This window comes from Goodfellowiella coeruleoviolacea (assembly GCF_024171785.1).
In the GTDB taxonomy this organism is placed as follows: Bacteria; Actinomycetota; Actinomycetes; order Mycobacteriales; family Pseudonocardiaceae; genus Goodfellowiella; species Goodfellowiella coeruleoviolacea.
Map to the genome: position 1 here is coordinate 39321 of NZ_JAMTCK010000010.1, position 21547 is coordinate 60867.

At 74.0% G+C, this 21547-nt stretch carries 4 protein-coding genes; all 4 read right to left on the reverse strand.

The genetic code is table 11. The annotated features are described in order from the left end of the window. Positions 1–946: 946 nt before the first annotated feature. On the reverse strand, positions 947–1882 hold the full coding sequence (locus LX83_RS21685) for a class I SAM-dependent methyltransferase (RefSeq protein WP_253774284.1): 936 nt from the start codon (positions 1880–1882) through the stop codon (positions 947–949). Positions 1883–2152: 270 nt separating this feature from the next. Continuing rightward, on the reverse strand, positions 2153–4891 hold the full coding sequence (locus tag LX83_RS21690; protein ID WP_308204021.1) for a helix-turn-helix transcriptional regulator: 2739 nt from the start codon (positions 4889–4891) through the stop codon (positions 2153–2155). A gap of 248 nt (positions 4892–5139) precedes the next feature. After that, on the reverse strand, positions 5140–10083 hold the full coding sequence (locus LX83_RS21695; protein ID WP_253774288.1) for a type I polyketide synthase: 4944 nt from the start codon (positions 10081–10083) through the stop codon (positions 5140–5142). After that, complete coding sequence (locus LX83_RS21700) at positions 10083–21284, reverse strand: type I polyketide synthase (RefSeq protein WP_253774290.1); 11202 nt, start codon at positions 21282–21284, stop codon at positions 10083–10085. Before LX83_RS21700 ends, LX83_RS21695 begins: the two co-directional genes overlap by 1 nt. Between the last annotated feature and the right edge of the window lie 263 nt (positions 21285–21547).

Below are 21547 nucleotides of genomic sequence, written 5' to 3' on the forward strand. Positions count from 1 at the left end.
TGGCACCTTCTGAGAAGCACCTGGCGAGTGCGCAGGTGGGTTTACCTGGGTGGTGGGACAGTTGTGCTGGAAACTTTCAGCAGTATTGTTCGAAATAAATAGGCGCTACCAGCGCTGAACAGCGGAACTCGCGGGCCTGAACCGACCGGCATTCAGGGGTATTCATTCGGTCGGGTGGCCCATCTCCGGGTGGATCGAGTGCGCGCAGGCCTGCCGGAAGGCGACAAAACACCAGGTCGAGATGGGTATGCTTGGGTAGCGCGGCGACCTGGGGGCTCAGTGGTCGGTCGGGTGATCGACGAGTCGCTGGGGCTGAAAGAGTGCCCAGATCGGTCCGAAAGTTTCGAAATCCCGGCCGGGTGTGATCGGCGGCGCGCGAACTGACTGGTGTGCGCGGGTACCCGGGTGGTGCCAGGTCCTGGCCGACTGCCGGACCGGGTCAGCCGCGTCGGTGGCGCGGCACCAGCAGGCCGACCGCCGCGATGCTCAGGCGGGGGCCGGCCGCGGTGGGCGGCGTGGGTCCGAGAAGGATACTGCGATGGGCGCTGTCGGCGCGTCGGCCTGGGGCAGCCGGCCGACCCTGGTCGGGCACAAGGCGGACCCGGCCAGGACCAGGGGCCGCATGCCGGTGCGGGGTAGTTGGCAGCGGCATCATCGGCTGGGCGGCGAACCGCGCGTCCACGATGGTGAAGGCGGTGGGCGGGAGCACGCCCACCGCGTTCGGCCCGACGGCTGGCACGGACGTGTCCGGCCGTGGTCGGCGCGACCCGGGATCACTCGCCGCAGGGACGGTCGCGCACGTCTGCTGACTGCTGGCTGTGCTGGCTCGAAGCGATCACTTGCATCGCGCGCCAAGAGGGCCGACGTCGCCCTGGCCGGAGCGCCGGACAGCGGCGGCGCCGGCCGGTCGGCAGCGACCGGTTGGCGCTGTTTCGGAGTCGGGGTGTCAGGAGACGCGGGTCGCCAGGTAGTGCCGGTAGGACCGGATCGGCGCCTTGTCCAAACTGGACAGACCGCCGATCTTGCGGGCGAACTTCGCCACCGCCGAGGTGCTGGCGTCGCCGGTGAACAGCGCGCCGAACGCCGCCGTCCAGCAGGGCTCGCCGATGATCCGATGCAGCAGCGGTGCCTTCTGCTTCGCGAACGTTTCCCGGAGGTGGCTTCCCGGCGCCATCCGCTGCCGGACCGCCTTGCTGACCTGTGGCGAGATGTCGGTCTCGGACAGCCATTCCAGCTGGGTGTTGGTGGACTTCGCCTGGTTGAAGTTCACCGTGTGCAGGTCGTTGAACAGGTCGACCATGGAGAAGTGGCCGCCCGGCTTGAGCACTCGCGCCACCTCGGCGAGGAACCTGTCCAGGTGCGGGTAGTTGTGGCAGCTCTCCAGATTGATCACCACGTCGAAGGAGCCGTCGTCGAACGGAATGTCCTCGGCGTCACCGACCGTGTAGGAAAGCGTTTTCCCGCGGGCGTGCCGCGCGTTCGCCCGGGCGACCGCGGTCTTGGAGAGGTCCACCCCGCGCAGTTCCGCCCCGTCGAGCACCCTGGAGAGGAAGTTGAGCCCGCCACCGATGCCGCTGCCCACTTCGAGCACCCGCTTCCCCCGGTAGTCCGAAAGCTTCCGGGGAACCTGGCGCAGGGTGTAGTAGTACAGCTGCTCGCAGAGGCCGTCGCTGCCGAAACGGTTGTAGCCGGGGATGATCTCCTCGATCTCCTGGTGCAGCTTGGGGTCGTCGTACCCCCAGTTCCACATCTGGACCAGGTCCCAGCTGGTGGCGAGCATGTTGTACACGGTGGAGACCACCCGTTTGGCCTCGGTGGCCTCCTGGCTGCTGTGGCCGGCACCGGTGTCCGCGACGATCAACCGGTCGATCACCTCGGACATCCGGCTCACGTCCTGCAGACGGTCAGCAGGTGGCTTTGTCTGGACCACGACCGTTCTCCCTTGGTCGTCGGGGAATTGGGCGCGAAATACCGGGAAAGACCTCCCGGTGCCCTTATGCATTCACCGTAGCATACGAATCGGACCTGGTGTGGAATTTTTCCGGATTGCCGGCGGGATGCGGTCGTGCTGTTTTTTTGTTTCGCTCGGCGCGGCCGATTTCCCTTTGCGCCGTCCGGGTGAGTTCGGGTGGTGGGTCGAGGGGGAACGGCGTCAGGAGGCGCGCTGGTCCGGCACGGAGGCGCCCGCCTCGGCCCGGAGCATGCCGATGAGGTCGGTGCGCCGGCTGACGTTGAACTTCCGGAATATCTTGGTGAGGTGCTGCTCCACGGTGCTCGTGGACAGGTAGAGCCGCTGGCCGATCTCGCGGTTGGTGAGCCCCTTCACCGCGAGCCGGGCCACCCGGCCCTCGGCGTCGGTGAGTTCCGGGTAGTGGTCGTTCTCGCCGAGCATGTCGGCCACGTCGAACCGCTCGCCACCCAGCAGCAGCTCGCGGGTTTCCCCTTCGCACTCGCAGGACCGGGCCACCTCCATGGCCCGGCGGGCCACCGTGCGCGAGCGCTTGGAGTCGCCGCGCGCGTAGTGCTCGTTGCTCAGCTGGGCCAGCGCCAGCGCGAACTCGCGGTGGTGCCCGGAGTTCTCCAGCACGCCCACGGCGCGCTGCAGCAGGGGCAGACGCTGGTCGGCCTCGCCGAGGCGGCCGAGCAGCCGCAGCGCGACGGCCCCGAGGTACGCCGACCGGCCGGCGGCCTGCTTGACCTGGTCCTCCAGGGCGGACCGGGCGTCGTCGGGCCGGCCCAGTGCGGCGTAGGCCTCGCCGAGCCCGATCCGCCACGGTGCCAGGGCGGACAGCTCGATGCCCCAGTCGGCCAGGACCTTGCCGCAGCGGCGGAAGTCGTCGATGGCCGCGTACGGGCGGTCGCTCGCGAGTGCGTGCCGACCCCGGGCGTACAGGTAGGGCAGGCCGAAGGTGGAGCCGAGCAGGTCGGGCGGGAGCGGTTGGCGCAGCAGTTCCTCGGCCTCGTCGAGCGCCCCGGTCTGGACGTGGGCGGCGATCAGCGTGCCGAGCGGGTAGCCGATGGCCACCCCCCAGCTCGCCCGCGACATCAGCTCCAGCGCCGCGTCCGCCTCGCTCGCCGCCACCGATGCCCGGCCGCGGCGCAGCGCCACGTCGGCGCTCACCGCGGTCACCACCGCGGTGAGGGTGACCAGACCGCGTCCGTGGAAGTCGGTGACCAGCCGCTCGCACCAGCTCTCGGCCCGGTCCAGCTCGTTGACCAGCACGAGGGTGAGCAGGGCGGCCAGGACCGTCTCGACCGGCGGGTCGGTGCGCTCACAGCTCTGCAGGACGGCGTCCGCCCCCGCGGCCACGTGCGCCACCCGCTCCTGCCGGATCACGCAGATCAGCGTGGCGAGCGCGCGGATGCCCGGGTCGCTGTTGCGCCGGTCGAGCGTGCGGTCGGTCGGCGAGCCGGCGAGCGCCGCCGGGTTGAGGAACTCCAGCCAGGTGTGCGCGGCCTGGGTGCTGCTGCTGATCGCCGAACGGGGCGCACCGCCCAGGTCGGACCGGGTGATTTCGAGGACCTGGTCGAAGTGGCCGGCCCAGAGCAGGCTGCTCAGCAGCGATTCGACGCCCCGCTCGTCGAGCTGGCCCGCGCGCAGCGCGGCCCGCAGGTCGGGCAGGTGGCTGGTGACGGCTGAGGGCGCAATGCGCCACTTGGCGCGGACGAGGGTGACCAGGGCCGAGGCCCGCGCGCCGGGCTCCAGGTCGGCGCGCAGTGCGAAGTCGGCGTTGTCCACGGCGACGGTCAACCGGCCGGAGCGCAGCGCCTCGTCGGCCGCGTCGACCATGACCTCGGCCGCCCACGCCGTGCCCAGCTCGCCCGAGAGCAGCACGTGCCGGGCGATCGCCGTGGCGGCGGCGCCCTCCGCGTAGAGCAGCTCGGCCACCCGCCAGTTGAGCAGCGCGCGCTCGGCGGCCGGGGTGGCCTCGATCAGGGCGGCGCGGGCCTCGGGATGCCGGAACCGGCCGGCGGCGTCGAGCAGGCCCATGCTGGTCAGCTCGACGACGCAGCGCCTGATCTCCTCGGTGTCGAGCCGCAGCAGGCGTTTGAGCAGGCGCTGCGGGGAGACGCGGTCGAGCACGGCCAGACAGCGGGCCACCGCGAGCAGGGCCTCGTCACCGCGGTGCACGCAGGCCGACACGGCGGACTTGAACAGGGCGTCGGCGGGCACGAGCGCGGACTCGGGGGCCGGCTCACCGCCGTTGGCGGTGCCTCGGTACTCGCCGTCCGCGATGAGCGCGCCCAGCAGCAGCGGATTGCCGCCGCTGGCGTGGTGGTAGGCCGCGGCGCGGGCCGAGTTGGCCGGCACGTCGAGCAGTTCGGCCACGGCCGCGTTGCTCAGCAGCCCGAGCCGCAGCCGCCGGCAGGGGAGGTAGCGGTGCAGTTCGGCGTCGAAGGAGGGGATGGTGGCCCAGGCCGAGTCGCTGGCCAGGAGCAGCACCAGCACGTGCCGGCTGCCGAGGCGGCGCTGCAGGTGCAGCAGGATGCCTCGGGACTTCGGGTCGGTGTGCTCGATGTTGTCGATGCAGAGCAGGGTGGGCTGCTCGCCGATGCGGTCGAGCAGCTCCGAACAGATCCGCTCGGCCGGTCGCGCCCCGCGTTCCGGGCCGGCCTCGTGCAGGTACGCCTCCAGTTCCTGTTCGATGCCCGCGCTCTGCCACAGCTGCCGGGCCACGCCGTAGGCCACGCTGGTCTCGGCCGGCGACCCAGCCGCGGTCAGCACGAGGGCGCCGGAGCCGGAAACGACGGAAGCGACCTCTCGCATGAGCCGGGTCCGCCCCGAACCCGCCGCGCCGGACACAACGACGATCTCACTGCCCGACGTTCGGCATCGGTCGAAGGCGGCAGTGATGGCCGCCAACTCTTCCGCACGTTCCACGAATCGCACCGACAACTCCCCTCGCGATCTGGGATGTCTGGCGCCATACGGTTGGGCTGCGATGGCCAACGTAGCGCGCCGAACCTGGAAAAAAATTATCAGAAAGAGCGCGTGCTGAGCCGGCCGTCATCCCGGGGTGCCTCTTTGTACCCCGCGATCTGCCACGAAATGACATTCTTCAATGTGGTGGTGAAAATTCCCCGTTCGTGCGATTGACTGGTTTATCCAGTGGTTATCGGTATGCGTGTGTTGCTCGGTCAGGACTTCATTGCCAGGCGGATCAGGTCGGCCGCGGTCATCGTGGCGATGTCGGTGCCGCCGTCCGGGGACTCCGCCGGCTCCGCCGGGGTGTCCTCGGCGGGGCCGCTGAGGGCGAGCAACCGGTCGAGCAGGCCCGCCTCGCGCAGCCGCTCCAGCGGGATCTCCGCCAGCGCCGCCCGCACGGCGGTTTCCTCGTCCTTGTCGCCCTCGCCCGCCGGCACCAGCGATTCGAGCAGGAAACCCGTCACGGCTTCCGCGGTGGGGTAGTCGAAGACCAGCGTCGAGGGCAGTCGCAGCCCGGTCGCCGCCTGCAGCCCGTTGCGCAACTCGACCGCGGTCACCGAGGTGAGCCCGAGTTCCTGGAACGACCGCTCGCCGCTCACCTGCTCGGCCCGCGCGAAGCCCAGCACGGCCGCGACCCGCGCGCGCACGATGTCGAGCACGTGGTCGTGGCGCGCCCGCGGCGTCATCGCGGCCAGCCGGGCGGCGAGCGCGTCGCTGTCCTGCCTGACCTCGGCCGCGCCGGGCGGCTCCGCGCGCAGCAGGCCACGCAGCAGCGGTGGAACCGGGCCCGCCGGACGGCGCAGCCGGGCACCGAACAGCACCGCGTTCGGCGTGCGCACCGCGTGCCCGGCCAGGGCCTGGATCTCCGCCTCGGTCAACCCGTCCGCATCCCACGACAGGGCGGTGGCGGGCAGTCCGTCCGCGACGCGCCGCCGCGCCACGGCCGCGCCGTAGTCCGACGCCGACAGCAGGACGAGCACGCCCGAGGCGGCCAGCCGGCTCGCGGCCCGCACGCGGGCGGGGTCACCGGCCCAGCAGACCACGCCGGCCGGTTCCAGCTCCGGCACGTCGTCGCAGACCAGTACGCGCGTGTCGGCCAGCGCGTCGGCCACGGCCGCGGCGATCTCCGGCGGCGCACCGAGGACGACCACCGTCGCACCCGGTTCGAAACCGGTCCCCGGTTCGGCGTCGGCGTGGGCGCGGCGCAGCCGGCGCGCGTACGCCTGTCCCGACCGCACCGCCACCTCGGTCTCCTCGCCGGTGTCCGGCACGCGGTGGGGGTCGTGTTCGTCGCAGTCGACGAGCACGACCCCGTCTCCGCGCAGCAGTCCGGCGACGTGGGCCTGAACGGGGTCGACCCGGTCCTGCGGGGTCACCGCGACCGCGCCGAGGGTGACCACCACGAGCGGGTGCTCCGGTGACCGCGACGCCAGCAGCTGCCGCGCCCACTCCTCGGCCGCGGTCACGTCGTCGCCGAAGTCCGGTGCCACGACGAACGACGGCGCCGCGTCGGGGAGGTCGAGCGGCGTCCACGTCGTCTCGAAGAGCAGTTCGGCCGTGCCCGCGGCGGCCAGGGCCTGCGCCGAGACCGGCCGCACGACCAGGGACGCCACCTCGAAGACCGGCGTGCCCGCCGAGTCGGTGGCCGACACCCGCACCGAGCCGCCGTCGCGCCCGCCGAGCCGCACGCGCAGCGTGTCCCCGGGCGCGCCGCCGCAGCGGACGCCGGTGAACGTGAACGGCATGGCGATGTCCGGCCCGTCCGCGGTCAGCGCGAGTCCCTGCAGTGCCGCGTCGAGCAGCACGGGGTGGATCAGGTGACCGGCCGCGGCGTCGGCGGCCAGGTGCACCTCGGTGAGCACGTCATCCCCGTCGCGCCACGCCCGGCGCAGGCCGCGGAACGCCGGACCGTAGCTCGCGCCGCTCGCCCCGAGGCGGTCGTAGAACCCGTCCACCTCAACGGGTTGCGCCTGCGCCGGCGGCCACGGCCCGGCCGGGGGCCCGGCCAGCTCGCCGCCCGCTCCCAGCACACCGGTGGCGTGGCAGGTCCACGGTCGGTCGACGCCGTCGTCGAGGCGGGAGAAGATCGACACCGGGCGCTCGCCCGCCGCGTCCGCGGCGCCGGCGGCGACCTGCAGGCGGACCGCCGCGCCCGGCGGGAGCGCCAGCGGTGTCCGCAGGACCAGCTCGCGGACCTCGTCGGTGCCCGCCCGGCGGCCGATCCAGCCGGCCAGGTCGAGCAGTGCGGTCGCCGGCACCACGGCCTGACCGAACACCACGTGCTGACCAAGCCAGGCCGGCGCGTCCGCCGAGATCCGGCCGGTGGCCAGCAGGCCGCCGCCCTCGGCGGTCTCCACCACGGCGCCGAGCAGCGGGTGCGCGGCCGGTTCGAGCCCGGCCGCCCGCGGGTCACCGGTCCGCCTCGGCAGTTCGAGCCAGTACCGGCGGCGCTGGAACGCGTAGGTGGGCAGCGGCACCTGGTGCCCGTCCCCGACCAGCTCGGCCACGGTCACCGGCAACCCGGCCACGTAGGCCTCGGACAGGGACCGGAGCACCCGCGCCGGCCCACCCTCGTCCCGGCGCAGCGTGCCGATCGCGACCAGTTCGCGCGCGACCGAGGGATCCTCGGCGGCGTCGGCGTTCTCGCTGATCGCCATGGTGAGCACCGGATGCGGCGAGACCTCGACGAAGGCGCGGTACCCGTCGGCGAGCAGCGCGGCGGCGGCCTCCTGGAAGCGCACCGGCTCGCGCAGGTTCCGGTACCAGTAGTCGGCGTCCAGGCCGGTCGGCGGGACCCGGCCGCCGGTCACCGTGGAGTAGAAGGCCACCTCGGCCTCGCGGGGTTTGACCGGGGCCAGCTCCCGCGCCAGCGTGTCGGCGAGCACCTCGACGTGGCCGGAGTGCGAGGCGTAGTCCACGGCGATCCGGCGCGCGCGGACGCCGTGCGCGGCGCAGTGGTCGAGCAACTCGTCGGCCGCGTCGGCATCCCCCGAGACCACCGACGACAGCGGGCTGTTGCGCCCGGCCACACCCAGCCGCCCGGCCCAGGGGCGCAGCAGCTCGTCGAGGGCGGCACCGGCGAGCGGCACCGCGATCATGGCGCCCCGACCGGAGAGCCGCGCGGCGACCAGGCGCGAGCGCACCGCGACGACGAGCGCGCCGTCGGCCAGCGAGAGGGCGCCGGCCACGCAGGCCGCCGCCACCTCGCCCTGGGAGTGCCCGACCACCGCGGCCGGCTCGACGCCGTGGGAACGCCACAGCGCGGCCAGGGACACCATCACCGCCCACAGCGCGGGCTGCACCACGTCCACGCGCTCCAGCAGCGGGTCACCCTCGGGCCGGCCCAGCACGTCGGGCAGTGACCAGTCGACGAGCGGGGAGAGGACCCGGTCGCACTCGGCGAGCGCCTCGGCGAACACCGGCGACCAGCTCGCCAGCTCGGCGCCCATGCCGGCCCACTGCGAGCCCTGCCCGCCGAAGACGAAGACGGGCCGCCCGTCGCGGGCGCGCCCGCGCACCACGAGCGCGTCGGCGCCGTCGTCGGCGAGCACACCCAGCCCGTGCTTCAGGCCAGCGCGGTCGGCGGCCAGCACCACGCCGCGCTCCTCGAACGCGGCCCGGTGCCTGACCAGCGAGTGGGCCAGGTCCGTCACGCCCAACTCCGGCCGCTGGTCCACATAGGACAGCAGTCGGGCGGCCTGGGCGCGCAGCGCCGGCCCGCTGCGGGCGGAGAGCACCACGGGAATCGGCCCGTCGGGATCCGGTGCAGCGGCTTCCTCGGCAGCGGGTGCCTCCTGGAGGATGGCGTGCGCGTTGGTGCCGCTCACCCCGAACGAGGAGACGGCCGCGCGGCGGGGGCGGCCGGTGTCCGGCCACGGCTGCGTCGCCGTGGCCAGCGAGACCGCGCCGCCGGTCCAGTCCACGTGCGAGCTGGGCACCTCGGCGTGCAGGGTCATCGGCACGGTGCCGTGGCGCAGCGCCTGCACCACCTTGATGACGCCGGCCACGCCCGCGGCGTACTGGGTGTGGCCGATGTTGGACTTGATCGAGCCGAGCAGCAGGGGAGCCGCGCGGTCCTGGCCGTAGGTGGCGAGCAGGGCGCGCGCCTCGATCGGGTCGCCCAGCGTGGTGCCGGTGCCGTGCCCCTCGACCAGGTCCACGTCCGAGCCGGCCAGCCCGCTCTCGGCGAGCACCTGCCGGATGAGCCGGCGCTGCGCGGCTCCGTTCGGCGCGGTGAGCCCGTTGGAGGCGCCGTCCTGGTTGACCCCGCTGGCGAGCAGGGTGGCGAGCACGGGGTGGCCGTTGGCGCGGGCGTCGGAGAGCCGTTCCAGCACGACGACCCCGGCGCCCTCGCCCCAGCCGGTGCCGTCGGCCGAGTCGCCGAACGCCTTGCACCGGCCGTCGCGGGCCAGACCGCCCTGCCGGGAGAACTCGGTGTACGCGCCCGGCATCGCCATCACCGTCACGCCGCCGGCCAGCGCCAACGCCGACTCGTCGCGGCGCAGCGACTGCACGGCCAGGTGGATGGCGACCAGCGAGGACGAGCACGCCGTGTCGACCGTGAGCGCCGGGCCCTCCAGGCCCAGGACGTAGGCGAGCCGCCCGGACAGCACGCTGGCCGAGGTCCCGGTGAGCAGGTGGCCGTCCTCGGCGTGCTCGGATGCCGCCAGCAGCCCGGCGAACTCCTGCGAGGTGCCGCCGAAGAAGACGCCGGTGCGGCTGCCCCGCAGCGTGAACGGGTCGATGCCGGCCCGCTCCAGCGACTCCCAGGACAGCTCCAGCAGCAGCCGCTGCTGGGGGTCGGAGGCCATGGCCTCGCGCGGCGAGATCCCGAAGAACTCCGCGTCGAAGTCGCCGGGGCCGTCGATGAACCCGCCCTCCAGCGGGGTCGCCCGCTCGCCGTCCGCGGCGCCGTAGAGGCCGGCCGCCTCCCAACCCCGGTCGGCGGGGAACGCGCCCACCCCGTCGACGCCGTCGCGCACCAGCCGCCACAGGTCCTCGGGGTCGTGGACGCCACCGGGGAAGCGGCACGCCATCCCGACGATCGCGATCGGCTCGGTGGCCCGGCGGCGGGTCTCGGTGAGCTGTTGCTGGAATCGCTGCGCGTCGGCGACCGCCCGGCGCAGGTAGTCGCGAAGCTTGTCGTCCTCGGCCATCAGCCCTCAGCTCCTCCGTTCGCCGCGTAACCCTGATCCACCAGGGCGAAGAGGTCCTCGTTGCTCGCGTCGCCGAGGTCGGCCACGGCGGCGTCACCCGTCCACCGGTCGAGGACCTCGCGCAGCCGGTGGGTGAGCCGGTGCCGCTCGGTGTCGTCGGCGGGCACCAGGTCGAGCGCCCGCTCCAGTTCCGCCACCACCCGCAGCCCCTCGTCGACCCACGAGGCCGCGGCCGGCGCCAGTTCCGCGCGCAGGTGGGCCGCGAGTTCGGCCGGCGTTGGGTGGTCGAACAGCAGCGTCGTCGGCAGGCGCAGCCCGGTCCGCTGGCTGAGGTGGTTGCGCAGCTCGACCGAGGTGAGCGAGTCGAAGCCCAGGTCGGTGAAGGGCCGCTGGGCCGGCACCGACGCGGTCGACGGGTGGCCGAGCACCCGGGCCGCGCCCGCGCGGACCACCTCGACGAGCACCTCGTGCTGCTCGGCTGCGGGCAACCGCTCCAGCCGCGCCCGCAGGCCGCCGGCCGCGTCCGGCTCCTCGGCGACCGCGGCCCGGCGGCGCGCTCCCGGCCGCGCGAGGTTGCGCAGCAGCTCCGGCACGTCGTCACCCTGCCCGAGCTTCGCGGGATCCAGGGCGATCGGGGCGAGCAGCGTGTGCGCCGCCGCGGTGGCCGCGTCGAAGCGTGCGAGGCCCTCGGCGACCGTGAGCGCGCCGAAGCCGGTGCGGTTCATGCGCTGCCGGTCGGTCTCGGACAGCTCGGCGGTCATGCCCGCCGTGCTGACCCACGCACCCCAGGCGAGGGACTGCGCGGGCAGGCCGAGCGAGCGCCGGTGGTGGGCGAGGGCGTCCAGGTAGGCGTTGCCCGCCGCGTAGTTGGCCTGCCCGGCGCCGCCGAAGATGCCGGCCGCGCTGGAGAAGAGCACGAACGCCGCGAGGTCGAGGCCGGCGGTCGCCTCGTGCAGCCGCCAGGCCCCGTCCACCTTGGGCCGCAACACCCGGTGCAGCTGGGCGGCGGTGAGCGTGGAACTCACCGCGTCGTCGAGCACACCGGCCGCGTGCACGACCGCGGTCAGCGGGTGCTTCTCCGGAATCCGCGCCAGCAGCGCCGCCACCTGCCCGGGGTCGGCCACGTCGCAGGCGGTGACCGTCACCCGGCAGTCCAACTCCCGCACCAGCTCGGCGGCTCCGGGCGCGTGCGGTCCGCTGCGCCCGACCAGCAGCAGGTGTCCGGTCGGCCGCGTCGCGGCGAGGTGCCGGGCGAGGGCCGCGCCGAGCCCACCCGTGCCGCCCGTGATGAGCACGGTGCCGTCCGGGTCGAGTGTCCGTGGCATCTGCAGCACCGCCTTGCCGACGAGCGCGGCCTGGCTCAGCGCGCGGAACGCGGCGCGCCCGCGCCGCACGTCGTAGGTGGTGATCGGCTGCGGGGTGAGCGCACCCGACTCGAACAGGTCCACCAGCGTGTCGAGCATCTCCCGGATCCGCTCGGGGCTGGCGTCCTGGATGTCGTACGCCGCGTAGGCCACGCCGGCGTGAGCGGCGGCGACGGCCTCGGGCGAGCGGATGTCGGTCTTGCCCATTTCGAGGAACCGGCCACCGCGCGGCAGCAGGCGCAGCGACGCGTCCACGAACTCGCCGGCCAGGCAGTCGAGCACGATGTCCATGCCCTGCCCGCCCGTGGCGGCCAGGAACTCGGCCTCGAAGTCGAGGGTCCGCGAGTTCGCGATCCGGTCCGGCGGCAGCCCCATCGCCCGCAGCGCCGGGTGCTTGCCAGGGCTGGCCGTGCCGAACACCTCGCCGCCGAAGTGCCGCACGAGCTGCACCGCGGCCATGCCGACGCCGCCGGCCGCGGCGTGCACCAGCACCTTCTGCCCGGCCCGCAGCCCGCCCAGGTCGACCAGGCCGTAGTACGCGGTGAGGAAGGTGAGCGGCACCCCGGCGGCCCGGGTGAACGACCACCCCCGGGGCATCCGGGTCAGCCAGCGGTGGTCGGTGACCGCCAGCGGCCCCAGCGAGGCCGGGCAGAGCCCCATCACCCGGTCGCCCACGGCCAGGTCGGTGACGGCCCGGCCCACCTCGGTCACGACGCCGGCCATCTCACCGCCGATGCCGGCCAGGGTGGGCACCAGGCCGAGCGCCACCACGACATCGCGGAAGTTCACGCCCGCCGCGACCACCTCGACGCGGACCTCGTGCTCGCCCAGTGGCCGCACCGCCTCGGGGGCCGGCACCAGCGCGAGCGCGTCCAGCGTGCCGCCGCCGGTGCTGTCCAGCCGCCACGGGCCGTCGGCCGGGGGATGGAGCACGTCGCCGTCGGACGACGGCGCGGCCAGTCGCGGGACGGTCGCCACGCCGTGCCGCACGGCGATCTGCCGGTCGGGTCCGGCCGCGAGCGCGGGCAGGGCCGCGGCGGAGGCGGGGTCGTCGTCGATGTCCACCAGGGTGAGTCGGCCGGGGTTCTCGTTCTGCATCGAGCGCACGAGCCCCCAGACGACCGCGGCGGACAGGTCGGCCACGTCCTCGCCCTCGTGGGTGGCGACCGCGCGCCGGGTCACGACCACCAGGTCCTCGTCGGCGGCCAGCCGCTCCCGAACCTGGTCGAGGGTCTGTTCGGCGATCCGGTGCGCCTCGGCCGGGTCGTGCGCGCCGGTTCCCGCCACGCACAGCACCCCAGGGCCAGGGCCGCTGCCGAGCACCGCGGCGAGACCGAACGGGTCGGGCCCGATCAGCTGCGGGGAGCTGCCGCTGCCCACCGTGGCGGGGGCGCTCCAGTCGAGGCGGAACAGGCCGTCGTCCCGGCGCGCCACCGGCCGTGCCAGGTCGGCCGCGCGCAGCAGCAGTCGCTCCACCGACGCCAGCGGCGCACCCGTCGCGTCGGCCAGCACGAGCTGCCAGCCGTCGTCCACCGGGGACAACCGCACGCGGGCCGCGGTCGCGCCCGTCGCGGCCAGCCGCACGCCCGTCCACGCGAACGGCAGCCGCAGCGAGTCCCCGGTTCCCGCCGCGGCCAACACGTGCATGGCGGCGTCGAGCAACGCGGGGTGGATGCCGTAGCGCGCGGCCGCGTCCCGGTCCTCGTCGCGCAGCGCGATCTCGGCGCACAGCTCCGACCCGGCGCGCCAGGCGGCGCGCACGCACCGGAAGGTGTCCCCGTAGGAGTACCCCACCGCGTCCAGGTCCGGGTAGAGCGAGCTGACGTCGATCGCCGAGGCACCGGCCGGCGGCCAGTCGGCCAGGTCCGGGCCAGCGGCCCCGTCGTCCGGCGCGAGCACACCGGTGGCGTTGGCCACCCACGTCCCGTCCGGGCCGGCCGAGTGCACCGCGACGGCCCGGGTCCCGCTGTCGTCGGCGGGCGCCACCCGCACCTGCACGCCCACCGCCGCGTCCAGCGGCAGCGGCGCGTGCAGCACCAGTTCGTCGAGGCGGCCACAGCCGACCCGGTCACCGGCCTGGATCGCCATCTCCACCAGGGCCGCGCCGGGCAGCAGCACGGTCCCGGCCACGGCGTGCTCGGCCAGCCACGGTTCGGCCACAGTGGACAGCACTCCGGTGAGCAGCACCCCGCCGTCGTCGGCCAGCGTCACGCTCGCGCCCAGCAGCGGGTGCCCGGTCCCCGCGAGCCCCGCCGCCGGCAGGTCCGGAGTGGACACCGCGCGGGGCAGCCAGTACCGGGCGGTCTGGAACGCGTAGGTGGGCAGCTCGATCCGCCGAGGTGACCTGTTGGCGTAGACCGCCGCCCAGTCGACCGGCACGCCGTGCGTCGCGGCGACGGCCACCGCGGTCAGCAGCGCCTCGGCCTCGTCCTGGTCGCGGCGCAGCGCCGCGAGGTGCACGCCGTCGGGCGGGGCCATGGCCGTGAGCGCCGCGTCCGGCCCGATCTCCAGGCACACGTCCACGCCGTCGGCCCGCAGGGCGGCGTGCACATCCGCGAACCGCACGGGGTCGCGCACCTGCCGAGCCCAGTAACCCGGGTCGCCCCACGCCGCCGTGTCCTGGACGTGCCCGACGACGCTCGACACCAGCGGCAGCACCGGGTCACGGACCTCGACGCCGGCGGCGACCGAGGCGAACGGCGACAGCATCCGGTCCATGTGCGGCGAGTGGAACGCGTGCGAGACGCGCAGCCGCCGCGTCCGGTGGCCCGAGGCGGCCAGCTCCGCGGCCACCGAGGTGACCGCGTCCTCGTCACCCGAGAGCACCACCGCCCGCTCGCCGTTCACGGCCGCGATCGCCACGCCGTCAACATCGTCCAGCAGCGCTCGCACGTCGCCTTCCGACGCCGTGACCGAGACCATGGCACCGCCCTCGGGGCACTGCTGCATGAGCCTGCCCCTGGCCGCGACCAACCGGGCCGCGTCGGCCAGCGAGAGCAGCCCGGCCGTGTGCGCCGCAGCCAGCTCGCCGATCGAGTGCCCGGCCACCACGTCCGGACGCACGCCCCACGAGGCCAGCAGCGCGACCAGCGAGACCTCCAGCGCGAAGAGCGCCGGCTGGGCGTACTCGGTGGTGTGGATGGCGTCCTCGTCGTCGAGCACCTCGCGCAGCCCTCGCCCGAGCAGCGGGTCCAGCACCGCGCACACCTCGTCGAACGCCTTGGCGTACGCGGGGAAGACAGCGCGCAGCCGCCGGCCCATGGCCACCCGCTGGGCGCCCTGCCCGGTGAACAGGAACGCCGTCCGGACCTCGCGTGCCTCGGTGAACGGCCCCTCGTCCTCGGCCAGCTCGGCCAGCCGCGCCGGCGCGATCTCACCGGTGGCCGACAGGGCCACCCGCACCCGGCCCGGCGTCCGGCACACCCCCAGGCTGTACGCGACGTCCAGCGCGCGCTGGCCGGGCCGCGCGGCGAGGTGCTCGGCCAGGCGCAGGGCGTTGGCGCGCAGGGCCCGCGCCGACTGCCCCGAGACGACCAGGGCGACCGGGCCGTCGTCCGACCCGGGCTCGGCCGACGCCGGCGTGGCGTCCGGTGCCTCGATGACCACGTGCGCGTTGGTGCCGCTCACCCCGAACGACGAGACCGCCGCACGCCGGGGGCCCGCCGGCCACGGCCGCTCCTCGGTGAGCAACCGGATGTCACCGGCCGACCAGTCGACCACGGTGGAGGGTTCGTCCGCGTGCAGGGTCCGGGGCAGCACACCGTGCCGCATCGACATGATCATCTTGATGACGCCGGCAACACCCGCCGCGGCCTGCGTGTGCCCGAGGTTGGACTTCACCGACCCCAGCCACGCCGGCTCGTCCCGGTCCTGCCCGTAGGTTTCCAGCAGCGCCTGCACCTCGATCGGGTCGCCCAGCGTGGTGCCGGTGCCGTGCCCCTCGATGGCGGCCACGTCCCTCGGCCGCAGCCCGGCCGCGGCCAGGGCGGCGCGGATCACCCGCTGCTGGGCGGGACCGTTCGGCGCGGTGAGGCCGTTGGACGCGCCGTCGGAGTTCACCGCCGTGCCGCGCAGCACGGCCAGCACCGGGTGCCCGAGGCGGCGCGCGTCCGACAGCCGCTCGACGAGCAGCAACCCCACCCCCTCGCTCCAGCCCGTGCCGTCCGCGCCCGCGCCGTAGGACTTGCACCGCCCGTCGGCTGACAACCCGCGCTGCCGGCTGAACTCGACGAACGTGCCCGGCGTCGACATCACCGTCACGCCGCCGGCCAGCGCCAGGTCGCACTCGCCACCGCGCAGCGCCTGCGCGGCCAGGTGCAGCGCCACCAGCGACGACGAGCAGGCGGTGTCAACGCTGATGGCGGGGCCCTCCAGGCCCAGCGCGTACGCCACCCGGCCGGTGAGCACGCTCGCGGCCGTGCCGAGACCCGAGTGGCCGCCCGTCTCCGGCTCGACACCGGTGGGCCAGGAGCCGTAGTCGTTGTACATCACGCCCGCGAACACGCCGGTGCGGCTGCCACGCAGCGACCCCGGCGCGATCCCGGCCCGCTCGAACGCCTCCCACGCCGTCTGCAACAGCAGCCGCTGCTGCGGGTCCATCGCGATGGCCTCGCGCGGCGAGATGCCGAAGAACTCCGCGTCGAACTCGCCCGCGTCGTGCAGGAACCCGCCGTGCCGCGTGTAGCTGTGCCCCGGCAGACCCGGCTCGGGGTCGTAGAGCGCCTCGACGTCCCAGCCGCGGTCGGCCGGCATCGCCGAGATCGCGTCCACGCCGTCGCGCACGAGTTCCCAGAGCTGCTCCGGGCTGGTCACCCCGCCCGGGTAGCGGCAGGCCATGCCGACCACGACGATCGGGTCCGCGGTGGACACGGCGGTGGGCGCCGAAGCGGCAGCACCGGACGTGACCGAGCCGACCACGCGGTGGTGCAGGTGCTCGGCCAGCGCGACCGGTGTCGGGTGGTCGAAGATCGCCGTGGCGGGTAGCCGCACCCCCGTGGCCGTGCCGAGCCGGTTGCGCAGCTCGATGGCGGCCAGCGAGTCGAAGCCCAGGTCCGTGAACGGTCGCCGGTCGTCGACGGCGTCCGCACTGTCGTGCCCGAGCACGCCGGCCGTCACCTCGCGGACGAGATCGCGCAGTGCCCGCGCCGCCTCGGCAGGCGGCAGCCCGGCGAGCCGCCGGCCCAGTCCCGAGCGCCCCCTGGCCGGGCCGCGTTTGTCCGCCACCGGAGCCGGCGCCAGCTCCCGCAGCGCGGCCGGCCGATCGGCCACCGGCACCCGGCGCAGCGCCGACCGGTCCCACCCGATCGGCGCGAGCAGCGTCGCACCGGACCGCAGCGCGGAATCGAGGAGCGCCAGCCCGCGGCGCGCGTCGAGCGCCCGGATCCCGGTGCGCGCCAGCCGTCCCGCGGCCGCGCCCCGCACCGAACCGGCCATGCCGTGGTCGGTCTCCCACAAACCCCACGCCAGCGACTGCGCCGGCAGGCCGGCCGCGCGCCGGTGTTCGGCGAGCGCGTCGAGGTAGGCGTTGGCCGCCGCGTAGTTGCCCTGGGCCGCACCGCCGAGCAGGCCGGCCGCGCTGGAGAACAACACGAAATGACTCAGTTCGAGGTGTCGCGTCGCCTCGTGCAGCTGCCACGCACCGTCCACTTTGGGCGTCAGCACGCGGTGCAGCCGGTCGGCGTCCATACCGGTCAGCAGCCCGTCGTCCACCACACCCGCCAGGTGGAACACGGCGCTGAGCCCGGGCAGGCCCGCCACCAGGGCGCGCACCGCCGCGCCGTCGCTCAGGTCGCAGGCGGTCACGGTGACCCCGGTCGGGAGGTCCTCGCCACCCCGGCCGGTGCGGTTGGTGAGCACGAGCCGGCGCACGCCGTACCGCTCAACGAGGTGGTGGGCCAGCATCCGCCCGAGGGCGCCGGTCCCGCCGGTGATCAGCACGGTCCCGTCCGGGGCGAGCGGCGGGGCAGCGGACCGCGCTGCCTGCGCCGGCGCGAGTCGCATGGCGTGCGCGACACCGCCGCGCAACGCCACCGCGGGTTCCTCGGCAGTCGCGAGAGCGGCCAGGAGCGCGTCATCCGGCGGGGCGTCGGCCACGCCGAGGTCGACAACCAGGAGCCGACCGGGATTCTCGGTCTGGGCCGCGGTCAGCAGTGCTCGACAGGCAGCAGCACCAGGATCCGGCGTCTCGCCCGGCAGCGCCACCGCGCCACGCGTGATGACCACGAGCCTGCGGTGGGCGTTGCGGTCGTCGGCCAGCCACTCCTGGCAGTGCCGCAGCGCCGCCTCGACCGCCCGGTGCACCGCCGCTGGTCGGGGATCGGGCTCTTCAGGCCCGGCGTGCACGACCACGAACTCGGGCGCCGTGCCGCCCGCCGCGAGCAGCGAAACCGGCTGCCAGACCGGTGCCAGCGGGATCTCCTCGGTGGGCGCAGGCGCGATCGGCCGCAGGGTCAGCGAGTCCACCACGAGCACTGGCTCGCCGTCCTCGTCGGTGGCGGTGAGGCTCATCGAGTCGGGCCCGGTCGCCGTCACCGTCACCCACAGCGCGTCAGCACCGTGGCTCAGCAGCCGCACGCCCCGGAACTCGAACGGCACCCTCGGCGTGGCCGACCGCTCACCGACCAACGCGAACGCGTGCAGTGCCGCGTCGAACAGCGCCGGGTGCAGCCCGAATCCGGCCGCCTGGCCGGCGACCGCCTCGCCCGGCACGACCTCGGCGTGCACGACATCGCCGTGCCGCCGTGCCGCCCGCAGGCTCTGGAACGCCGGACCGTAGTCGAGACCGGCGTCGGCCAGATCGGCGTAGAACTGCGTCACGTCAACTGGTTCGGCCCCGTTGGGTGGGCCGGTGGGCGTCGGCGGCACGGGCGTGGCAGCGTCGCCGAGCGTCCCGGAAGCCACCAGCGTCCAGGGATCGTCGGGGTCGGCGTCGTCGGCCCTGGCGTGCACGGTGACGGTCTGCTGCTCGCCGACGGCCACCTGCAGGTGCACGCCGGATGCTGTCGGGAGTGGCGCCTGCAGCGTGAGGTCGATGACTGATTCGTGCCCGAGCAGGTGGGCGGCGTGCAGTGCCAACTCCACGGCTGCCGCGCCCGGCAGGATCGGGGTTCCGGCCACCCGGTGCTCGGCCAGCCACGGCTGCGCGTGCGGCGAGAGGTGTCCGGTTAGGACGGTGGCGTTCCCGGCCGCCACGGACAGCGTGCCGGTCAGCAGCGGGTGGTCGGTCGCGGCCCAGGCCGGGGGAGTGCGCGGCCCGGATTTGATCCAGTAGGTGTGGTGTTGGAAGGCGTAGGTGGGCAGGTCGGCGTGGGCGCCGCGCGGCAGGACCGTGGTCCACTCGGGGTCGAAGCCGCGTTGCCACATCCGGCCCAGCGCGTCGTGGAGCTGGTCGTGGTCCTTGCGCTGGGCCGGGATCGCGACGACGGTGTCGTCGATCTCCGCCACCATCGGTGTGAGGACGGCGTCGGGGCCGATCTCCAGGAACGTGTCCACCCCGTCGGCCACGGCGGTGCGCACGGCGTCGGCGAAGCACACCGTGGCCCGAACCTGGTCCACCCAGTACTGGGGTGTGGTGATGTCACCGCCCGCACCGCTGGTGGTGATGACCGGGATCCGCGGTTCGTGGAAGGTGACGGTGTCCAGTACCGCGGCGAAGTCGGCCAGCATGGGTTCCATCAACGCCGAGTGGAACGCGTGCGAGACCCGCAACCGCTTCACCCGCGCACCAGACTCCGCCAACCGCTGGGCGATGGCGTCGATCTCCTCCTGCGGTCCGGAAAGGACAGTCGAGGTCGGACTGTTGATCGCGGCGATCGAGACCGTGTCGGGCACCTCGGTGACCGGCCGATCCACGGCCAGCATGGCCCCGCCGGCGGGGAGTGCTTGCATGAGGCGGGCTCGGGCGGTCACCACCCGGCAGGCGTCCTCCAGTGACCACACCCCCGCGACCACGGCGGCGGCCAGTTCACCCACCGAATGCCCGATCAACCGGTCGGGTCGCAGTCCCCACGACTCCCACAGCCTCCACAGGGCGATCTGCAGGGCGAACACCGCGGGCTGAGCCACCCCGGTGGAGTCCGGGTCACCCTCGAAGACGGCGGGGTCGAACAGGGCCTTCACCCGCGCGTACTCCTCGGCGAGCAACGGGTGGGTGCCCATGTCGGGGTGTTGGGAGCCCTGGCCGGTGAACAGCAGACCGATACCGCCCTGTCCGGGGTGCAGTCCTGTTTGCCACGGCTGGTCGAGTCCGAGGCGGAACGCCCGCTGCTCCAGTGCGGCGCGGGCGGTGGCCAGTGTCCAGGCGATGTCGGTGAGGGGGGTGTCGGGGTGGGTGGTCAGCCAGGTGTCGAGTTGGGTGGTGTGGGCGGTCAGGGCGGTGGGGGTGCGGGCGGTGGTGGTCAGCAGCAGCGGCCGGTGGTCTGGTGTGGACGGTGCTGGTGGTGGCGGTTCGGGGGTGGGGGGTTGTTCGAGGATGACGTGGGCGTTGGTGCCGCTGATGCCGAAGGAGGACACGCCGGCGCGGCGGGGTCGGTCGGTGGTAGGCCACTCACGGGGGGTGGTGGCCAGTTCCACGGTCGCGGTGGTCCAGTCGACCTGGCGGGTGGGGTGGTCGACGTGCAGGGTCGCGGGGACGATGCCGTGGCGCATGGCCAGGATCATTTTGATGATGCCGGCCACGCCGGCGGCGGCTTGGGTGTGGCCGATGTTGGATTTGATGGAGCCCAGTAGCAGGGGCCGGTCGGTGGGGCGGTCGGTGCCGTAGGTGGCCAGTAGTGCCTGTGCCTCGATGGGGTCACCCAGCTTGGTGCCGGTGCCGTGTGCCTCGACGACGTCCACATCGGATGGTGTCAGTCCGGCGTTGGCCAGTGCCGCCCGGATGACCCGCTGCTGGGACGGGCCGTTGGGTGCGGTGAGGCCGTTGGAGGCGCCGTCCTGGTTGACCGCTGAGCCGGCCACGATGGCGAGGATTCGTCGACCGTTGCGGCGGGCGTCGGACAGGCGTTCCAGCACGAGCATGCCCACACCTTCGCCCCAGCCGGTGCCGTCGGCGGCGTCCGCGAACGACTTGCACCGCCCGTCGGATGCCAGACCACGCTGCCGGGACAGCTCGACGAACGTGATGGGCGTGGCCATCACGGTCACGCCGCCGGCGAGGGCGAGGTCGCATTCGCCGTTGCGCAGGGCTTGAGCGGCCAGGTGCAGGGCGACCAACGACGACGAACACGCCGTGTCGATCGTGACGGCCGGTCCCTCCAGGCCCAGGGTGTAGGAGATGCGCCCCGATCCCACGCTCGCGGCCACCCCGGTGCTCAGGTAACCCTCGACCTCGTCGGGCAGGCTGTCGCGGTCGCTCGCGTAGTCGTGGTACATGATCCCGGCGAACACCCCGGTGCGGCTGCCGCGCAGCGCGGGCGCCGGGATGCCGGCGCTCTCCACGGCCTCCCAGCTCACCTCCAGCAGTTGCCGCTGCTGCGGGTCGGTGGCCAGTGCCTCGCGCGGTGACAGACCGAAGAAGTCGGCGTCGAATCCGCCCGGGTCACGCAGGAACGCGCCCTCGCGCACGTACGAGCGGCCGATCCGTTCCGGGTCCGGGTCGAAGAGGCCGTCCACGTCCCAGCCCCGGTCGTCGGGCATCGCGGTGACTGTGTCCTGACCGGACGCCACCACGTCCCACAGCTGGTCCGGCGAGGTGACCCCGCCGGGATAACGGCACGCCATGCCGACTATCGCGATCGGCTCGGACCGGGCTTCCTCAAGTTGTCGGACACGGCGATGTGCCTTGCGCAGATCGGCCGTCATCTTCCGCAGGTAGTCGACAAGCTGTGCTTCGTTCGTCACCCTGGGTACCTCGCGGCAGTCGCTGGCGAAACCGAGTGTCTCGCTCGTGGCCGGCGAGGACCGGGCGTCGCGCGGCACCCTCGCGAGCATCAGCGGAAATGCTAGGCAGCCTGAAGTTCCTGCCGACCCCCTGAACAAGCCCGCCCCACCCCCTAACCCGACCACCGACCTGGACGGGGGCTGGACGGCCCGCACCCGTGCCGTGCCGGAGGCTGGTGCCATCACGTCGTTGCCGCCCGGCAGCGGGGGCCGCCGCGCCGGGT

Bases quoted from the DNA above. Each gene is read 5' to 3' on its own strand.
- LX83_RS21695 (WP_253774288.1), bottom strand. From the start codon at position 10,083: ATGGCCGAGGACGACAAGCTTCGCGACTACCTGCGCCGGGCGGTCGCC.
- LX83_RS21685 (WP_253774284.1), bottom strand. From the start codon at position 1,882: ATGTCCGAGGTGATCGACCGGTTGATCGTCGCGGACACCGGTGCCGGC.